Below are 15,518 nucleotides of genomic sequence, written 5' to 3' on the forward strand. Positions count from 1 at the left end.
CTATTTTTTTGCTCATTTTCCGGGATTTCATCTGCAGAGGTGGGACGATTTTACTATTTTTGCCACGGATGAGGGATTGCCATTGGAACAGCAAACCATTTTTGTTAAGATAAATGCAAACATGTGATCTTATCCGTGTTAGTTGGTTAATAGAGGATATATCCAATTGTTTGCTTGATATCTTTCGATTTATTATGTTATCTCATTTGGGGAGGAAACTGATTTGCCTGAACTGACATCATCGTATGTAGATTCGCTTGCACCCAACGCCGCTGCCATGAAGAATGGCCAGGGGCTGGTGAAGAAGAAAAGCTTCGTGCAGTTGAACCGTTCGGAGAACGGGGAATTGCTGTTCGGGCAGTGCTCGGGAAGTGGCAAAACGCCTTATGAGTGCTCTGCGGACTTCATTGTGCCGGATAAGCCGGTGTTCCGCTGCACCTGCCCCAGCCGGCAGTTCCCCTGCAAACATGCGCTGGGCCTGCTGTATGCCTATGCCGAGGGTCAGCCTTTTACAATAGCTGATGTACCCGAGGACATCTCTGCCAAACGCGAGAAAGCCGAGAAACGTGAAGAGAACAAGGTGAAGCAAGCTGCCGAGGGCGGGGAAGCTAAGCCTAAGAAAGTTAATAAATCTGCGCTGAAGAAAAAGATCAACGCTCAGCTTGAAGGGCTTGATCTGCTGGAGAAGCTGGTCCTGTCGCTTATCCGCAGCGGATTGTCGACCATTGACAGCAAAACGCTGAAGACGATTAAAGAACATGTGAAGCAGCTTGGCAATTATTATTTGTCAGGAGCACAGATTGAGCTGCGCCGGTTCGCGCTGCTGCTGGATGAAGGCCGTGACCGTGAAGAGAGTTATACATATGCGATGGAGCAGTTGACACGGCTTCATGCTTTTATTAAGAAAGGCCGGGCTTATCTGACCGCGAGGAGTGAGGATCCCGAGCTTGCCCTGGATCATGAATCTACTATTGATGAATGGCTTGGACATGCCTGGCAGTTGTCTGAACTGAAGGAATACGGGCTGGTGAAGGAAGAGGTCGAGCTTCTGCAATTAGCTTTCTACAGCTACGATGATCTTGCCCGTCAGGAATATGTCGATCTAGGCTACTGGCTGGAAACGAACAGCGGAGAGATTCACCGGACGGTATATTATCGTCCTTATAAGGCAGCTAAACTGATGCGGGAAGAAGACAGCTTCTTTGAAGTTGGCCGGATCCCCTTGCTCTACAAATACCCCGGGGAGATGAATGCCCGGGTCCGATATGAAGAAATAACAGCGAGACCTGTTACTGAGGCTGATGTGCAGCAGGTCTACAGCAAGGCTCACCGCTCTTACGCGGAGGTGCTCAAGCAAGTAAAGAATCAGCTCAAGAATCCGCTGAGTGATAAATCGCCTGTGATGCTTCTGCATGCAGCAAGTCTTGGGGTAACCGAAAGCGGCCAGTATGTCATCACGGATGAATCCGGCAGCAGACTGGTGCTGGAGGATATCCCGTCGTTGCTTCAGGGGACGGTGGATTTACTGCCGTTTCTGCCAGCTTCCTTACTGACGGACTGTGCCATACTTGTGATGTTCGAGCATCATTTGGATTCAGGACGGCTGACTGCCCAACCGCTGACGATAATCAAGGATGAGGCGGTAACCCGGCTATTGTACTGACCAATCATTGAGATCATAAACATGATTTATATATCTATAGGGGGACAGCCCATGAGTACAGCATTATTGCAAGAGCTTCACCAAGAGGTGAGAAGACTTTATATCGCCGGAAGTGATCTGGCAGCCGGAGATTTCCGGCTGAAGCGTCTGCTTCCGCAGTTTCAGCAACTCGGTGAGCGTGCTCCAGTCTTCAAGAGACTGGGTGAGGGTATAACGGCTCTGATAGAACCCGGCAGTACAGCGGAACCGGTATCCGCTGCAAAGCTGCAGGAGCTGACGCTGCTGCTGGAATCGGTACTCTACACCCAGGGGGTTACGGCACCCGACGGAACTCCGGGTCCCTTGCGGGTGTTTTATTTCCCGGCTGAGACCCGGCTGCCTTACCGCAGGCTGGCCGCTGTGAGACAGGCATTGACCACGACGGGAAGCGGCAGATATGAGATCGTAATCGAAGCTTTTAAGGAAGGCGTATTTCAGGATATCCGCCTGCTTCCGCTGGCTATTGCCGCTTTGAAAGATCCGTATGCGGAGCTTGCCGAGTTTGCGGCGGCAGAGATACTTCCGTCTTACGGCCCGGCTATCGCCGATTATTTGATGGAGCACTTTAATCCGGCCGGCGGCAGAGGCGAGGTCCGCAAGCTGCAGGTGATTGGCAAAGTAGGGGGAGCCGGCGTGCTTGAGCAGATCTACGCAGCCGCAGAGAGCGGCAGCGACGATGTCCGGGTGGCGGCGATCGGATGTCTTGCCGGGCATGAAGCCTATATCCCGGCACTGCTGGAATGGACGGCGGACAAGAAGAAGACCATCCGGGAAGCTGCGTTTGCCGCTTTGGCCGCAGGCGGTTCCCTGCAGGGCGGGGAACGTCTGCTGGAAGCATTTTCGCTGAAGAAGGACCGGGCGCTGGTGGCGGAGGCGCTCTCCAAGTGGCCTTCTGCGGGGGTTGTATACCAGCTGTCGGTTCGATTTATAGAGGAGCTGCGTGAAGCTCCCCGGGATAACGAGGACAAGAAGAAGTCGGAAACATACTGGAATGGGATAGAACCCTATCTAACCGCTCTCCATAGCGAGCGGAATCCGCAGCTCGATGAAGCATACAGCTATGTGATCGGAGAATACACCCGTTTTGTCTCGTTTGGCTGGCTGCCGCTTATCGATCAGGCGGCCTGGTACACAGAAAAGTCGGATTCTGCGGAATCGCTGGAGCTGCTGAAGGGGCTGGCGAAACAAAACATGCGCTATCTGCCGAATGTTTTCCGTGCGGCTCAGCAGCAGTTGAACCCGGAGGAATTGTACAACCAGTTCGGCGGCACGATGATGAACAAGTTGAAATCAATCGTCTCGAAGGAGGCGGTGCAGCGTGACCAGCAGATTCTGGAAACGCTGGAGCGGCAGATTATGAATGTGGAACGGGTGGCTTACGAAACACCTTGGAGTTCTTCCAGAGACAGGCTCCAATACTCAAGAGAGATGATGCCTGCGGAGAGAATTGCCGCAGAGTGGGACCCGCGCTGGCTGGACTGGTTCATTGACCGTGACGCACTGGAGCTGGTATGCGCCTTTGCCCGGCCGGGGCATGAGCGTGCCCGCAGCTACCTCCTGGAGAAGCTCCAGGGGCAGAAGAAACGCAGGATGCAAGAATTTATGACGAATATCTTTATGGGTCTGGAGCGTGCGGATTTGCAAGAGGAGGAACGCCAGGAGCTCCTGATGTCTATGCTGGAGAACGATCGGCTATATAATCCTTATATCTTTGATTATTACGTATTCCAAATGATGCTCCGTTTCCCGGTCAGCTATATCAGCCGTATTGAAGCTATTGTTCCGGTATACAGGTACGAATGCGTACAGCAGCTTGAGTATTTGCTTAACCATTTACGGAGCCAAGAGTAAAGTCATTAGAGGGAGATGAGTATATGTCAACGGGACAAGAGCAGCTTCAGGATTACATGCGGCTGCCTGCGGAGGTATTATATCGTGAGGAGCTGGAAGCGCTGCGCAAGGAGGACAAAGGGAAGATTCCTGCCGGCTGGCAGATGTCTCCCCGGGCGGTGCTGACCTTCATAACTGGCGGCAAGGCCGGGAAAACGATCATTACACCGAAATATATCGGCAACTCAAGGTTGATTGAAATGGCGGTTGCCACCCTGGTCACTGACCGGGCGCTGCTTCTGATCGGTGAGCCGGGAACAGCCAAATCCTGGCTGTCTGAGAATCTGGCGGCGGCGATCTACGGCAACTCTGGGCTTGTTGTACAAGGGACCGCCGGAACCAGTGAAGAGCATGTGCGTTATTCCTGGAATTACGCGATGCTTCTGGCGAACGGTCCTACTCCGGAAGCGCTGGTCAAGAGTCCGATCATGCGCGCCATGGAGGACGGCGGAATCGCCCGCTTCGAGGAAATCTCCCGCTGTGCTTCCGAGGTGCAGGATGCACTGATCTCCATTCTGTCGGAGAAGACGATCTCTGTACCGGAACTGGGCAAGGAGGCGGGGGCCCGCAAGGGCTTCTCCATTATTGCCACAGCCAACACGCGGGACCGCGGAGTCAACGAAATGTCCGCCGCACTCAAACGGCGGTTCAATATTATTGTGCTGCCGGCACCTTCCGATCTTGAGACGGAGCTGGCCATCGTGAAGAAGCGGGTTGCGGAAATTGCTTCTTCGTATGAGCTGCAAGCTTCCGTTCCGGCGGATGAGGCACTGCTGAAGGTGGTTACCATCTTCCGGGAGCTGCGCAGCGGCATGACGTTAGACAAGAAGGAGAAGGTGAAGTCACCGGCTGGGGTTATCTCTACGGCAGAAGCCATTTCTCTGCTGACCAACAGTATGGCGCTGGCAGCAAGCTTCGGTAGCGGAGAGCTGACTGACGATGATCTGGCCGCCGGACTTCAGGGAGCAATTGTCAAAGATGATGACAAGGATAAGCTGGTCTGGAAGGAATACCTGGACAATGTGATGAAGAAAAAAGGAGCAGAGTGGCGCGGCCTGTACCAGGCTTGTAAGGAGATGAACGAGTGATTAAGGCTGCTGAAGCTGGAGTGCATATTTTCGGGGTGCGGCATCTGTCACCGGGCGGCGCAAAGCATCTGCTGGAATACCTGGATCAGCTTCAGCCGACAGCGGTGCTGATCGAAGGGCCTAGCGATGCTTCCGATGAAATCCGCCATCTGACACATAAAGTTACGAAACCCCCGGTGGCGATTTTGGCCTTTACCGATGAGCTGCCGGTGCGTACCGTTCTCTGGCCTTTTGCCGTCTATTCCCCGGAATATCAGGGCATGAAGTGGGCTAAGGAGAATGGAGCGGAGGCGTTATTTATTGACTTGCCTTCTTCGGTAACGCTAGGCTTGCAGGATATGAAGAGACAGCAACGGGGCAACGGGCAGGAAGCTAAGCCCGCTGCTGTTGAAGCCGAAGAACCTTCTGCAGCAGAAATGCAGGACGAAGAATCGCTCTACAGCCGGATTGCCCGGCTGGCAGGCGAGTATGATTATGACATGTACTGGGAGCGGAATTACGAGCATAATGCGAATGCCGGGGCATACCGTGCAGCGGTCCTATCCTTCTCCGCACAAATGCGTGAACTGGCGGAAGAGAAGGAGCTGCAGGAGCAGCCGTCCGAATATGCCTACAATGCGCTGCGTGAGTCTTATATGAGGCGGCAGATCAAGAAGATGATTGCCGCCGGGCATGAGCCGCAGAAGATCGTTGTCATCTGTGGTGCCTACCATGCTTCGGCTCTAGCCGATCTTTCGGAGAGCATGAGTGATGAAGAACTGGCTGCGCTGCCTTCACGCAGTACGAAGCTGACGCTGATGCCTTATTCGTATTACAAGCTGTCCACGATGTCCGGCTATGGCGCGGGGAACGGGGCTCCCCATTATTTCCAAATGATGTGGGAAGCCATGGCAGCCGGGCGGCCGGAGGAGCTGCCGCATCTGTACCTGTCTTCGGTGGCACGCCGTGTGCGCAGCTCCGGCACACACCGCTCAACCGCAGAGGTTATTGAAGCGGTCCGGCTGGCGGAGTCGCTGGCGTCGCTGCACGACGGCAGTGCACCCACGCTGCGGGATCTGCGCGATGCCGCACAGACGCTTCTCGGCCACGGTGAGCTGTCGGTTGTAGCCGAAGCTTTGGCCAGAGTAGACGTTGGCACCGCCATTGGCAGCCTTGCCGAAGGGGTCAGTCAGACTCCGATTCAGGATGATCTGAACAGGCTGCTCAAACGTTATAAACTGGAGAAATACAAATCAACGGTAGCCAGTGAACTGTCGCTCGATCTCAGGGAGAACCGCAGGGTGTCAAGCGTTGAGGCAGCCTATCTGGACCTGCACCGTTCTGTGCTGTTCCACCGTCTCACTCTGCTCGGCATTTCATTTGCCAAGAACCGGCCAAGCGGTCAGGAGGGAGCTACATGGGCTGAGCATTGGGTGATCCAGTGGTCGCCCGAGGTGGAGATACAGGTTGTAGAATCCACCCTGCTGGGAGAGACGGTGGAAGTGGCTGGAGCCTATGTGCTGCGTGAACGGCTGCAGGAATGCCGCTCTATCGCCGAAGCTTCGGTACTCATCCGTATTGCCTGTCAGTGCGGCATGACTGCCCAGATGGAGGAGGCCAGCAGAGTACTGCAGAATCTGGCTGCCCTCAGCCGGGATGTGGTGGGCATCGCAGCGGCCGCCAGCGAGCTGTCGACGATTATCAGCTTTGGTGACATCCGCAAGGTGGATACCGCGCCGCTGGTACCGCTGATGGAGGAGTTGTTCCGGCGCGGCTGCCTGTTCCTGCTGGATGCCAGCGGCTGCAACGACGAAGCGGCCGGCAGCATGCTGACTGCCATCAATGAGCTGAACGGGATTTCACTTGAGCATGGCGAAACGTTGGATGAAGGTTTATGGCTGCAGGAGCTGCAGCAATTAGCGGAGCGGGATGACCGCAATCCGCGGCTGTCCGGCTTCGCCTGCGCCATTCTGATGGAGCGGGCTGCAATTTCTGCGGAGGAAGTTGCAGCGGAAGTATCGCGCAGATTATCTCCGGGGATACCCGCCGATCTTGGAGCCGGCTGGTTTGAAGGGCTCTCCATGCGCAACCGGTACGGACTGCTGTCGCGCATGAGCCTGTGGGAACAGCTGAACAACTATATCAATGCTCTTGCGGATGATGAATTCAAGCGTGCACTCGTCTTTCTGCGCCGGGCATTCAGCACCTTCTCTCCACGGGAGAAGACGATGATTTCCGAGCTGCTGGGCGAGCTGTGGGGTGTGAATGTGGAGCAGGCCGCAGAGATTCTCACCGGGGAGCTGAAGGAGGAAGAGGCCAAAATGCTGGATGAGCTGAATGATTTTGACTTCGGTGACTTTTAGATGACGGCGGAGAACAGGCAGGAGAATACGGTATCCCGCTGGCGGCTGATTCTGGGTCAGGAAGCGGAAGAAGCGTTGTCAGGCTATGGCGAAGGCGGCCGGCTTGCGCTGACAGAAGAGGAATTGATTATGGATGCAGCGCTTGCCGCCATCTATGATGAGACCGGTGCCGGGAGCAGCTCCGGGAATGCCGGCACCGCCAAGGGCAAAGGTGCCGGAACGGGGCGGAGCGCAGTCCACCTCTCGAAATGGCTCGGGGATGTGCGCAATTTTTTCCCGGAAGATGTAGTTTCGATTATTCAGAGCGATGCGATGGAGCGTAAGGGCTGGAAGCAGCTGCTGTTCGAGCCGGAGCTGCTGGCTGCCGTGAAGCCGGATATCAAGCTGATTGGTACCCTTTTATCGCTAAAGGGCAAGATCCCGGAGAAGACCAAAGACACAGCAAGAATGCTGGTTCAGGCGCTGGTCGACGAACTGGTCAAGCTGCTGGAGACGGATATCCGCCGGGCAGTGACAGGGGCTTTGAATAAGCGGCAGCACTCTCCTCTGCCATCGCTCAGCGGGCTGGACTGGAAGCTGACCATACAGCGGAACCTGAAACATTATGACACAGAACGACGGATCATTATCCCCGAGCGGTTTTATTATTTTGACCGGGCGCGCCGCAGCAAAGAGTGGACGGTAATTGTTGACATTGACCAGAGCGGTTCCATGGCCGACTCCATTATCTGGGCTTCGGTCATTGGCTCGATCTTCGCCAGCATCCCGGCGCTTAACACCCGTGTAGTAGCTTTTGATACAGAGGTTGTCGATCTTACTGAACAATGCGCCAATGATCCCGTAGACATGCTATTCGGCATTCAGCTGGGCGGCGGCACGGATATCCATAAATCGGTGAAGTACTGTGAGCAGTTCATTGAAGAGCCTAAGAAGACACTCTTTATCATCGTCTCGGATCTGTATGAGAACGGCAATCAGGCCGGGCTGGTGCGGCGGATGCGCGAGCTGCGCGAGGCGGGAGTCCGGACGATGACCCTGCTGGCTCTGTCGGACGAAGGGAAACCTTCCTATGATGAACGTCTGGCGGCGCAGCTGTCACGGGATGGAACCCCGTGTTTTGCCTGCACACCTGCGCTGCTGCCGGCACTGGTAGAAGGCGCACTGAAGGGGCAGGATTTGGGCGAGCTGGCCAAACGTCTGGGAGCTTCATAATCCTAGAGCAGTTTGGGGGCAACTGTTAGTTGAAACTGAGTCAATATCGGTGTACCGGAAGGTGACGAAACTGTTCAATTTCCCGACTCTTGCCTCCAAGTCTTTTCTTTCATGGAACACAGGACGAGAATATTCCTTATGCAACCGTGGAGGAATTCGTAGATGCCATGAGGAATTCCGTACCAGCGGACTCTTCAGGAGATCGTGAAATTCCTGGATGAATTGGGCTATATTTATTAAAGGAAATACTTACTTTTCATTCACATATTGTGTAAGCTGCGTATATCATTTATAATCGGTTATTAAAAAGCGCCTATCAATAGGAGCTGCTTGAAAGGAAATGAATTTCTTATGTCAAGTAAGTTAAGAGCGGGTATCGTCGGCGGTACTGGTATGGTGGGTCAACGGTTTATTGCACTCCTTGAGAATCACCCCTGGTTTCAGGTGACAGCTATTGCGGCCAGTGCGAATTCAGCAGGCAAAACGTATGAACAATCGGTCAAAGGCAGATGGAAGCTGTCTACACCTATGCCTGAAGCAGTGAAGAGCATCATGGTACAGGATGCTTCCAAGGTAGAGGAAGTGGCTGCGGATGTGGATTTGATCTTCTGCGCCGTGGATATGAAGAAGGAAGAGATCAAGGCGCTGGAAGAAGCTTATGCGCGTACCGGCACGCCGGTAATCTCCAACAACTCCGCCCACCGCTGGACTCCGGATGTTCCAATGGTGGTACCGGAAATCAACCCGGAGCATCTTGAGGTCATTGCACAGCAGCGCAAACGTCTGGGTACGGAAACTGGGTTCATCGCTGTGAAACCGAACTGTTCGATCCAGAGCTACGTGGGGATGCTGCATGCACTGAACGAGTTCAAGCCTTCGAAGGTTGTCGTAACAACTTATCAGGCAATTTCCGGCGCTGGCAAAACGTTTGCCGATTGGCCGGATATGGTGGATAACGTGATTCCGTTCATCGGCGGCGAAGAAGAGAAGAGCGAGCAGGAGCCGCTGCGGATCTGGGGAACCGTTACTGACGGAGGGATTGTCAAGAGCGAGCAGCCAGTGATCACTTCACAATGTATCCGTGTGCCTGTTGCTGACGGCCATATGGCTGCAGTATTTGCTTCCTTTGAGCAGAAGCCGTCCAAGGAAGAAATTCTTGAACGCTGGAATAGCTACAAAGGACGTCCGCAGGAACTGGAACTGCCAAGCGCACCCAAACAATTCATCACCTATTTCGAAGAGGAAAACCGTCCTCAGACTCAGCTCGACAGAGATATCGAGAACGGCATGGGTATTTCTGCCGGCAGACTCCGCGAGGATTCGCTGTACGACTATAAATTCGTCGGCCTGTCTCACAACACTGTGAGAGGCGCTGCCGGAGGAGCCGTGCTGATTGCCGAGCTGCTGAAGGCTGAAGGTTATATTCAGCCGAAATAAACCGCCTGAATTACCGAATTTCTTCCGCTGAATAACAACCCGCCGGACTCGTACCGGCGGGTTGTTTGTGTATTTTCCTGACATATTGCCTATAGTAATGGTAAGATAGAGAAATGCAAGGCGAAAACTGAATACTGACGGAGTGATATTGTGGCAAAAAGCAAAGGCGGCGGCACAGGCAGAGGAACAGGCAGTAAGGGCTGGACGCGCTGGAACAAAACGGCAAAGCCGGTGAAACCGAAAGGCGTAGCTCCCGGCAGCCAAGGAAGCAAAGGAAATGCATCTGCCAAGAGCAGCGGGGGAACTCCATCCGGTCGCAGCAAATAACAGAGCGTAGTGCTCATAGATTATGTGAACTGAAGCATCTGATTTTGTACGCTGAAATCAGATGTTTTTCATTTCCGGGACGGAAGCGGGAGCAGTATGAGAATTAATAAGTATATCAGCGAAACGGGGCTTTATTCGCGCAGAGAGACGAACCGGATGATCACCGCCGGGCGGATTTCTGTCAACGGAGAGGTTTGTGAACCGGGTGCCACCGTAGAGCCGGGGGATGTTGTAGCGATTGACGGACAGACCGTAACCCCCAGCAAGGAGAAACCCGTATATCTGGCACTCAATAAGCCTGTTGGGATCACTTGTACCGCTGCGCGGCAGGTGGAGGGCAATATTATAGATTTTGTCGGCTATCCCTCACGGATCTTTGCTGTTGGCCGACTGGACAAATATTCTGAAGGTCTGATCCTGATGACCAATGACGGAGAAATCGTGAATACGATGATGCGTTCGGAGAATGGACATGAGAAGGAATACAGGGTAACTGTGGATAAGCCGGTGAGTGAAACCTTCCTGCAGGACATGTCCTCCGGTGTCGCGATTCTGGGTACGGTGACCAAACCTTGCGTGACCTATGCGGTTAGTGAATATGAGTTCGGAATCATTTTGACCCAAGGGCTGAACCTGCAAATTCGCCGCATGTGCAAAGAGCTGGGCTACAGAGTGCTTAGACTGGAGCGGATACGAATTATGAATATTAGTCTGATCGGACTGGAACGGGGACATTGGAGACATTTGGGCGAGGAAGAGCGGGAGGAGCTTTTTTCCCGGTTGAATAGATAAGCAACAGCTGAATGCAGCCAAAATAATCCGCATCAGAACGCTACTCTCAGCGGGCTGTGCGGATTCTTATATTTATAAGCATTTATACGCTTCACGCTATAAATTAACCTTCTATTTCTCGCTGAAACAGTTACCGTCCGTTTGAGGACGCGAAGCCGTATCCACTTGTATCATGGATCCTCACGACAGTATCTTCGGTTCAAATTGCTTGTTATACAAATCCCTGTAGACCCCGTCATTCTTCAGCAGCGAGTCATGTGTGCCTTCTTCGACGATCGCACCGGCCTTAACCACCAGAATCGTATCAGCAGCCATAATCGTGGACAGCCGATGAGCGATAACGAGGCTGGTCTTGTTCAGGAGCAGCACATGCATGGCCTGCTGGATATAGTATTCCGACACCGTATCGAGCGAGGAGGTGGCCTCATCCATGATGATAATCGGCGGATTCTTGAGCAGCACCCGGGCAATGGAGATTCGCTGCTTTTCACCGCCGGACAGTTTGATGCCCCGGTTACCCACAACCGTATCATAACCCTCAGGCAATTCCATAATAAAATCATGAATATAAGCGGATCTGCAGGCATCCATGATCTCTGCTTCGCTGGCCTCTGGATTTGCGTACAGCAAATTTTCCTTGATCGTTCCGTTGAACAGATAGGTATCCTGCGTCACCAGGCCAATCTGGGAGCGAAGCGAGTCCAGTGTGAAATCGCGGATATCCTTGCCGCCGATGGTGATCGCACCGGAATCAAGCTCGTAGAGGCGCGGGATGAGGTTCGTGATCGTTGTTTTGCCGGCCCCGCTGGGCCCGACGAGGGCGGTTAGGGTTCCGGCAGCAGCCGTGAAGGAAATATGGCGGAGCGCCGGTTTATCCTGCTGATAAGCGAAGTTTACGTCACGGAATTCGATGTCCTTCCCGGAAGCGTTGATGTGCAGGGCAAGCGGAGAATCGACAATCTGTGGGTCCATGTCAAAATAATCAAAGATCCGCTCAAAAAGCGCCGCGGAGCGTTTAATATCGACATACAAATTCGTCATTTGCAAGACCGGCCCGTACAGTCTGCCGAGTAAGGCGACAAAAGTGATGATCGTTCCGACTGTTAGCTCACCTTGGATGAACAGATATCCGCCATACAAGTAGATCAGCAGCGGTCCAATGCTGGTAAAAGTGGAGAGGACCATCATGAACCAGCGCCCGGCCATTGATTGGCGGATTTGCAGGTGTGTAGCTTCTGCATTAATCGTTTTAAAATTTGAATATTCCGCTTCTTCTTTGGTGAACAGCTTCATTAACAAATAGCCGCTGATACTTAACGTTTCCTCAATGACTTCATTCTGTTCGGAGAATTTCTCCTGTGTTTTTTTAGCCAGCTTCCAGCTCAAATTGCCCATTTTACGGGTAGGCAATATGAATAGAGGAATAACAAATATTCCAAGCAGCGCCAGCTTCCAATTCATAATAAAGAGCGTCACCGCAGTGGTGGCAAGGATAAATAAATTACTGGCAAAATTAACAATCGTGTTGCTGAACACACCTTGAATTCCCGAGATATCGCTAGTCATCCGGGTGATGACTTCCCCCTGTTTGACACTGGAATAGAATTGCAGCGGCATCCGCTGGAGATGACTATACATCTGGTTTTTCATATCATGGACGATATTTTGTGATATAAAAGAATTCAAATAATTTTGCAGCACTCCCAGCAGTCCCGAGACAACGGTTGCGCCTAATGAAGCCAGAACCAGCAACAACAGCAGATGCAGATTTTTGTCCGGCAGCGCCTGGTCGATAATATGCTGGATCAGGATGGGCGGCAATAGCCCCAGAACTGCAGAAACACATAAAACGATCATAACCAGCAGCGTTTGCTTCCAGTAGGGAAGAAAATACTTGGAAATCCGCAGCAGAAGCTGCTTGGAAATCTTCGGATGCAGCTCATCATCATCAAATTTTAGCTTGCCATGCCCAGGCCCGCCAACAAATCCTGCTGCACCAAAACCTCTTGACATTACACATCACCAGCTTTGTATGGAATTTTGTTATTAAGTCTCTTGCTCCTGTGCCTGCGCCAGCTTGCCGAGCAGTTGTCTGTTCATCCGCAGGAGGGTTTCAATCTCTTCCCCGGAAAACTGCTCCAGTGCCGATCCCAGTACTTTATAGGAAAAAGCCTCCTCGTTGTACCGCTTGCACAGCTCTTCTCCGGCAGGAGTAATATGTAGTTTGGTTTCTCTGCGGTCCTGTTCCGAAATGACCCGGGTGACCAAATTTTTCTCTGCCAGAGCATCAATGTGAGTGCTTACCCGGCTCTTGGCAAAAACCAGCCGTTCAGTAACTTCCTTCTGTGTTTGGCCCGGGTTGTCTTGAATGGAGTTCAGGATGCCGATCTGATGCACCGTCAGCCCCAGCTTTGCTGCACTTTGGTGTGCAAGCTTCTTGAGCTGCCGGGACACCGCGAAAAAGGAATGATAAACCTCACTCGTCTGCTGCGGATCGATCATTTGTGCGGACCCCCTTCACTGAATATAGTTACGTTTGTGAACAGTTTACAAAGTAAACTAATAATACACCTGAAACAGCGGGATGTAAATGCTATAATTTACCTACCATTGTATAAAGGAGTAAAGCATGAATATTGACCAAAAAGGTTTTGAAGTAAAAGGCTTAAGCTACATCATCAGATCCGCCGACCCAGCAGATGCAGCGAATTTATCGCAATTAAGGCTGCAGATTGATGGAGAAACCGAAAACATGGACAGAGTTCAGGGTGAGGGAGTTATCGACACTTCCGGCTTTGAACAATTGATCGCCCGGGATACGGAAGATGACAGAAACTTATTTTTAGTGGCGGAAGCTGAGGGCAAAATTGTGGCATTTTCGAGATGTGAGGGGAATCATCTTACAAGATTCTCGCATAAAGTGGAATTCGGAATCTGTACAGCGCGGGAGTATTGGGGGTTTGGCATCGGTAAACATCTTTTGGAACAGTCGCTGGCTTGGGCAGACGCGAACGGAATCACTAAGATCGTATTGTATGTATTGGAAACAAACGAAAAAGCTGTGCAGCTGTATAAAAGGTTCGGATTTGAAATCGAAGGGGTCATCACGAAGGACCGGATTCTTTCTGACGGCAACTACTATAACACGATAGTTATGGGAAGGTTTAAGCTATAAGTATCCCCAATAAAAAACGCAGGACCGTCTGTTACGGTCTCTGCGTTTTTTTATAATGGGCAGCTCTGAAGTCATGTATACCGGATAATCTGCAACAAATTTTTTGCAGCTGCGCTAATGTCATCCGCCCGGGCAATGGCTGAGATGACGGATACTCCATCGGCTCCGGCTCCGATAACCGGCTGGGCATTACCCGGCGTAATTCCGCCAATGCCGACCAGCGGGATGGTAAGGCCGCAGCGCCGCAGCTCTTCAATGACCCGGGTGCCTTGCACGGCCTCGGCATCGTCTTTGGAGGAGGTCGGATAGACCGGGCCAACTCCGAGGTAGTCTGCACCATCGGCGATGGCCTGCCGGGCTTCAGGCTGTGTATGGGCGGAGACGCCGATAATCTTGTGATCGCCGAGCCGCTGACGGATGGAGCGGGCCGGCTCATCCTCTTGTCCGACATGGACACCGTCGGCATCAAGCGCGATTGCCAGCTCAATATCATCGTTCACGATGAAGGGGACACGATGCTCGCGGCATATCTGCTGAAGTTGTTTGGCCAGGTTGAATGCTGCTGTTCCGTTCAGCGCCCCGTGGCCTTTTTCCCGGAACTGAAACAGCGTAATTCCGCCTTCAATGGCCTGTGTCAATGTGTCAGCTGGTGAAATCCGGCAGTTGACACTGCCCATTATAAAGTACAACTTTAGGACCTTCCGCATGTCTTCGCTGTCGATTCTCTTCATCTCACATTTCCCCGCATTCTTCTGTTGCCATAAGCAAAATGATTTGTCGGCCCATGCCCTGCACCAATGCCAAGACTGTCTTCGATGGCCGCCTGGATAAAAGCTTTCGCGGTATGGATTGCTTCCTTAACGGTGTTGCCCTGTGCCAATCCGGCCGCCGCTGCCGCCGAGAAGGTACAGCCCGTTCCATGGGTATGCCGCGTGGAGATGCGCGGGCTTTCCAGATAGATAAACTCGTTTCCGTCATACAACAGATCGAGAACTCCTGTCGTTCCGTCATCATGGCCGCCCTTTAGAACAACAACGCGGGCGCCCATGGAATGGATGAGCACCGCTGCCTGTTCACGGTCCGCCAAGCCGGAAATCTTCATCCCGGTCAAACTTTCCGCTTCCGGTATATTAGGTGTTGCCACCAGTGAGAGCGGCAGCAATTCGGTAATCAGCGCCTGCACGGCTTCCTGCTGCAGCAGCGGTGAGCCGCCTTTGGCGATCATAACCGGGTCAACCACCAGCTTATCCCAGCCATACTGGTGTACCTTCCCGGCAACGGCGCGGATGATTTCACCGCTAAAAAGCATGCCGGTCTTGACCGCATCCGGCTGCAGATCACTTCCGACCGAGTCAAGCTGTGCAGTGACAGCTTCTGCTCCGAGCGGGTATACGCCCTGTACTCCGAGAGTGTTCTGTGCAGTCACAGCGGTAAGTGCCGACATGCCGTACACGCCAAGCTCCTGGAATGTTTTCAGATCGGCCTGGATGCCTGCGCCGCCGCCGCTGTCGGAGCCGGCGATTGTCAGCGCTTTGAATACTTTTGTCATGTAG

Annotated in this window: 13 protein-coding genes; 9 read left to right on the forward strand and 4 right to left on the reverse strand. The window is 52.8% G+C overall.

Annotated elements, in window-relative coordinates; translation table 11 throughout:
• Nucleotides 1-223 precede the first annotated feature (223 nt).
• The 8 genes from NST99_RS14270 (at nucleotide 224) to NST99_RS14305 (ending at nucleotide 10,790) form a co-directional block, all read left to right on the forward strand.
• The gene (locus tag NST99_RS14270) at nucleotides 224-1,663 is read left to right on the forward strand and encodes an SWIM zinc finger family protein (protein WP_341092553.1); all 1,440 of its coding nucleotides are present in this window, start codon (nucleotides 224-226) and stop codon (nucleotides 1,661-1,663) included.
• Between the two features lie 51 nt (nucleotides 1,664-1,714).
• Nucleotides 1,715-3,553, forward strand: coding sequence for a HEAT repeat domain-containing protein (locus tag NST99_RS14275; RefSeq protein ID WP_341092554.1), 1,839 nt, complete (start codon nucleotides 1,715-1,717; stop codon nucleotides 3,551-3,553).
• A gap of 23 nt (nucleotides 3,554-3,576) precedes the next feature.
• A complete protein-coding gene (locus NST99_RS14280; RefSeq protein WP_076111361.1) occupies nucleotides 3,577-4,680 on the forward strand; it encodes an AAA family ATPase in 1,104 nt (367 codons plus the stop codon).
• Entirely contained in the window at nucleotides 4,680-7,022 is a 2,343-nt protein-coding gene (locus tag NST99_RS14285; protein ID WP_445745029.1) for a DUF5682 family protein, read from the forward strand. Before NST99_RS14280 ends, NST99_RS14285 begins: the two co-directional genes overlap by 1 nt.
• Entirely contained in the window at nucleotides 7,023-8,234 is a 1,212-nt protein-coding gene (locus NST99_RS14290) for a VWA domain-containing protein (protein ID WP_341092558.1), read from the forward strand.
• 351 nt (nucleotides 8,235-8,585) lie between these two features.
• Nucleotides 8,586-9,671, forward strand: a complete 1,086-nt coding sequence (asd, locus tag NST99_RS14295) for an aspartate-semialdehyde dehydrogenase (protein WP_341092559.1) — start codon at nucleotides 8,586-8,588, stop codon at nucleotides 9,669-9,671.
• 147 nt (nucleotides 9,672-9,818) lie between these two features.
• Entirely contained in the window at nucleotides 9,819-9,998 is a 180-nt protein-coding gene (locus NST99_RS14300) for a DUF3934 domain-containing protein (RefSeq protein WP_341097652.1), read from the forward strand.
• Between the two features lie 96 nt (nucleotides 9,999-10,094).
• Nucleotides 10,095-10,790, forward strand: a complete 696-nt coding sequence (locus NST99_RS14305) for a pseudouridine synthase (RefSeq protein WP_341092560.1) — start codon at nucleotides 10,095-10,097, stop codon at nucleotides 10,788-10,790.
• A 180-nt stretch (nucleotides 10,791-10,970) separates the two neighbouring features.
• On the opposite strand, the gene NST99_RS14310 is transcribed toward NST99_RS14305, so the two are convergent.
• Entirely contained in the window at nucleotides 10,971-12,803 is a 1,833-nt protein-coding gene (locus tag NST99_RS14310; protein WP_341092562.1) for an ABC transporter ATP-binding protein, read from the reverse strand.
• A gap of 33 nt (nucleotides 12,804-12,836) precedes the next feature.
• Nucleotides 12,837-13,292 carry a MarR family winged helix-turn-helix transcriptional regulator gene (locus tag NST99_RS14315; RefSeq protein ID WP_341092563.1) on the reverse strand — a complete coding sequence of 152 codons (456 nt, stop codon included), beginning with the start codon at nucleotides 13,290-13,292 and terminating at the stop codon, nucleotides 12,837-12,839.
• 127 nt (nucleotides 13,293-13,419) lie between these two features.
• Between NST99_RS14315 and NST99_RS14320 the strand changes: the two genes are divergently transcribed.
• Nucleotides 13,420-13,965 (forward strand): GNAT family N-acetyltransferase, encoded by a 546-nt coding sequence (locus tag NST99_RS14320; protein WP_341092564.1) that lies wholly within the window; start codon nucleotides 13,420-13,422, stop codon nucleotides 13,963-13,965.
• Between the two features lie 71 nt (nucleotides 13,966-14,036).
• Here the strand turns inward: NST99_RS14320 and thiE are convergent, their stop codons facing one another.
• Nucleotides 14,037-14,696: a thiamine phosphate synthase gene (thiE, locus tag NST99_RS14325; RefSeq protein ID WP_341092567.1), complete on the reverse strand. Its 660-nt coding sequence runs from the start codon at nucleotides 14,694-14,696 to the stop codon at nucleotides 14,037-14,039.
• On the reverse strand, nucleotides 14,693-15,514 hold the full coding sequence (thiD, locus tag NST99_RS14330) for a bifunctional hydroxymethylpyrimidine kinase/phosphomethylpyrimidine kinase (RefSeq protein ID WP_341092568.1): 822 nt from the start codon (nucleotides 15,512-15,514) through the stop codon (nucleotides 14,693-14,695). The genes thiE and thiD overlap by 4 nt, the downstream gene beginning before the upstream one ends.
• Between the last annotated feature and the right edge of the window lie 4 nt (nucleotides 15,515-15,518).

It is taken from the genome of Paenibacillus sp. FSL L8-0470, from assembly GCF_038008625.1.
Taxonomy (GTDB): domain Bacteria; phylum Bacillota; class Bacilli; order Paenibacillales; family Paenibacillaceae; genus Paenibacillus_AQ.

What these genes read in the sequence shown, in the direction of transcription:
- thiE (WP_341092567.1), bottom strand. Translation starts at nt 14,696, where the DNA reads ATGAAGAGAATCGACAGCGAAGACATGCGGAAGGTCCTAAAGTTGTAC.
- NST99_RS14315 (WP_341092563.1), bottom strand. Translation starts at nt 13,292, where the DNA reads ATGATCGATCCGCAGCAGACGAGTGAGGTTTATCATTCCTTTTTCGCG.
- asd (WP_341092559.1), top strand. Translation starts at nt 8,586, where the DNA reads ATGTCAAGTAAGTTAAGAGCGGGTATCGTCGGCGGTACTGGTATGGTG.
- NST99_RS14275 (WP_341092554.1), top strand. Translation starts at nt 1,715, where the DNA reads ATGAGTACAGCATTATTGCAAGAGCTTCACCAAGAGGTGAGAAGACTT.
- NST99_RS14280 (WP_076111361.1), top strand. Translation starts at nt 3,577, where the DNA reads ATGTCAACGGGACAAGAGCAGCTTCAGGATTACATGCGGCTGCCTGCG.
- thiD (WP_341092568.1), bottom strand. Translation starts at nt 15,514, where the DNA reads ATGACAAAAGTATTCAAAGCGCTGACAATCGCCGGCTCCGACAGCGGC.
- NST99_RS14310 (WP_341092562.1), bottom strand. Translation starts at nt 12,803, where the DNA reads ATGTCAAGAGGTTTTGGTGCAGCAGGATTTGTTGGCGGGCCTGGGCAT.
- NST99_RS14290 (WP_341092558.1), top strand. Translation starts at nt 7,023, where the DNA reads ATGACGGCGGAGAACAGGCAGGAGAATACGGTATCCCGCTGGCGGCTG.
- NST99_RS14305 (WP_341092560.1), top strand. Translation starts at nt 10,095, where the DNA reads ATGAGAATTAATAAGTATATCAGCGAAACGGGGCTTTATTCGCGCAGA.
- NST99_RS14320 (WP_341092564.1), top strand. Translation starts at nt 13,420, where the DNA reads ATGAATATTGACCAAAAAGGTTTTGAAGTAAAAGGCTTAAGCTACATC.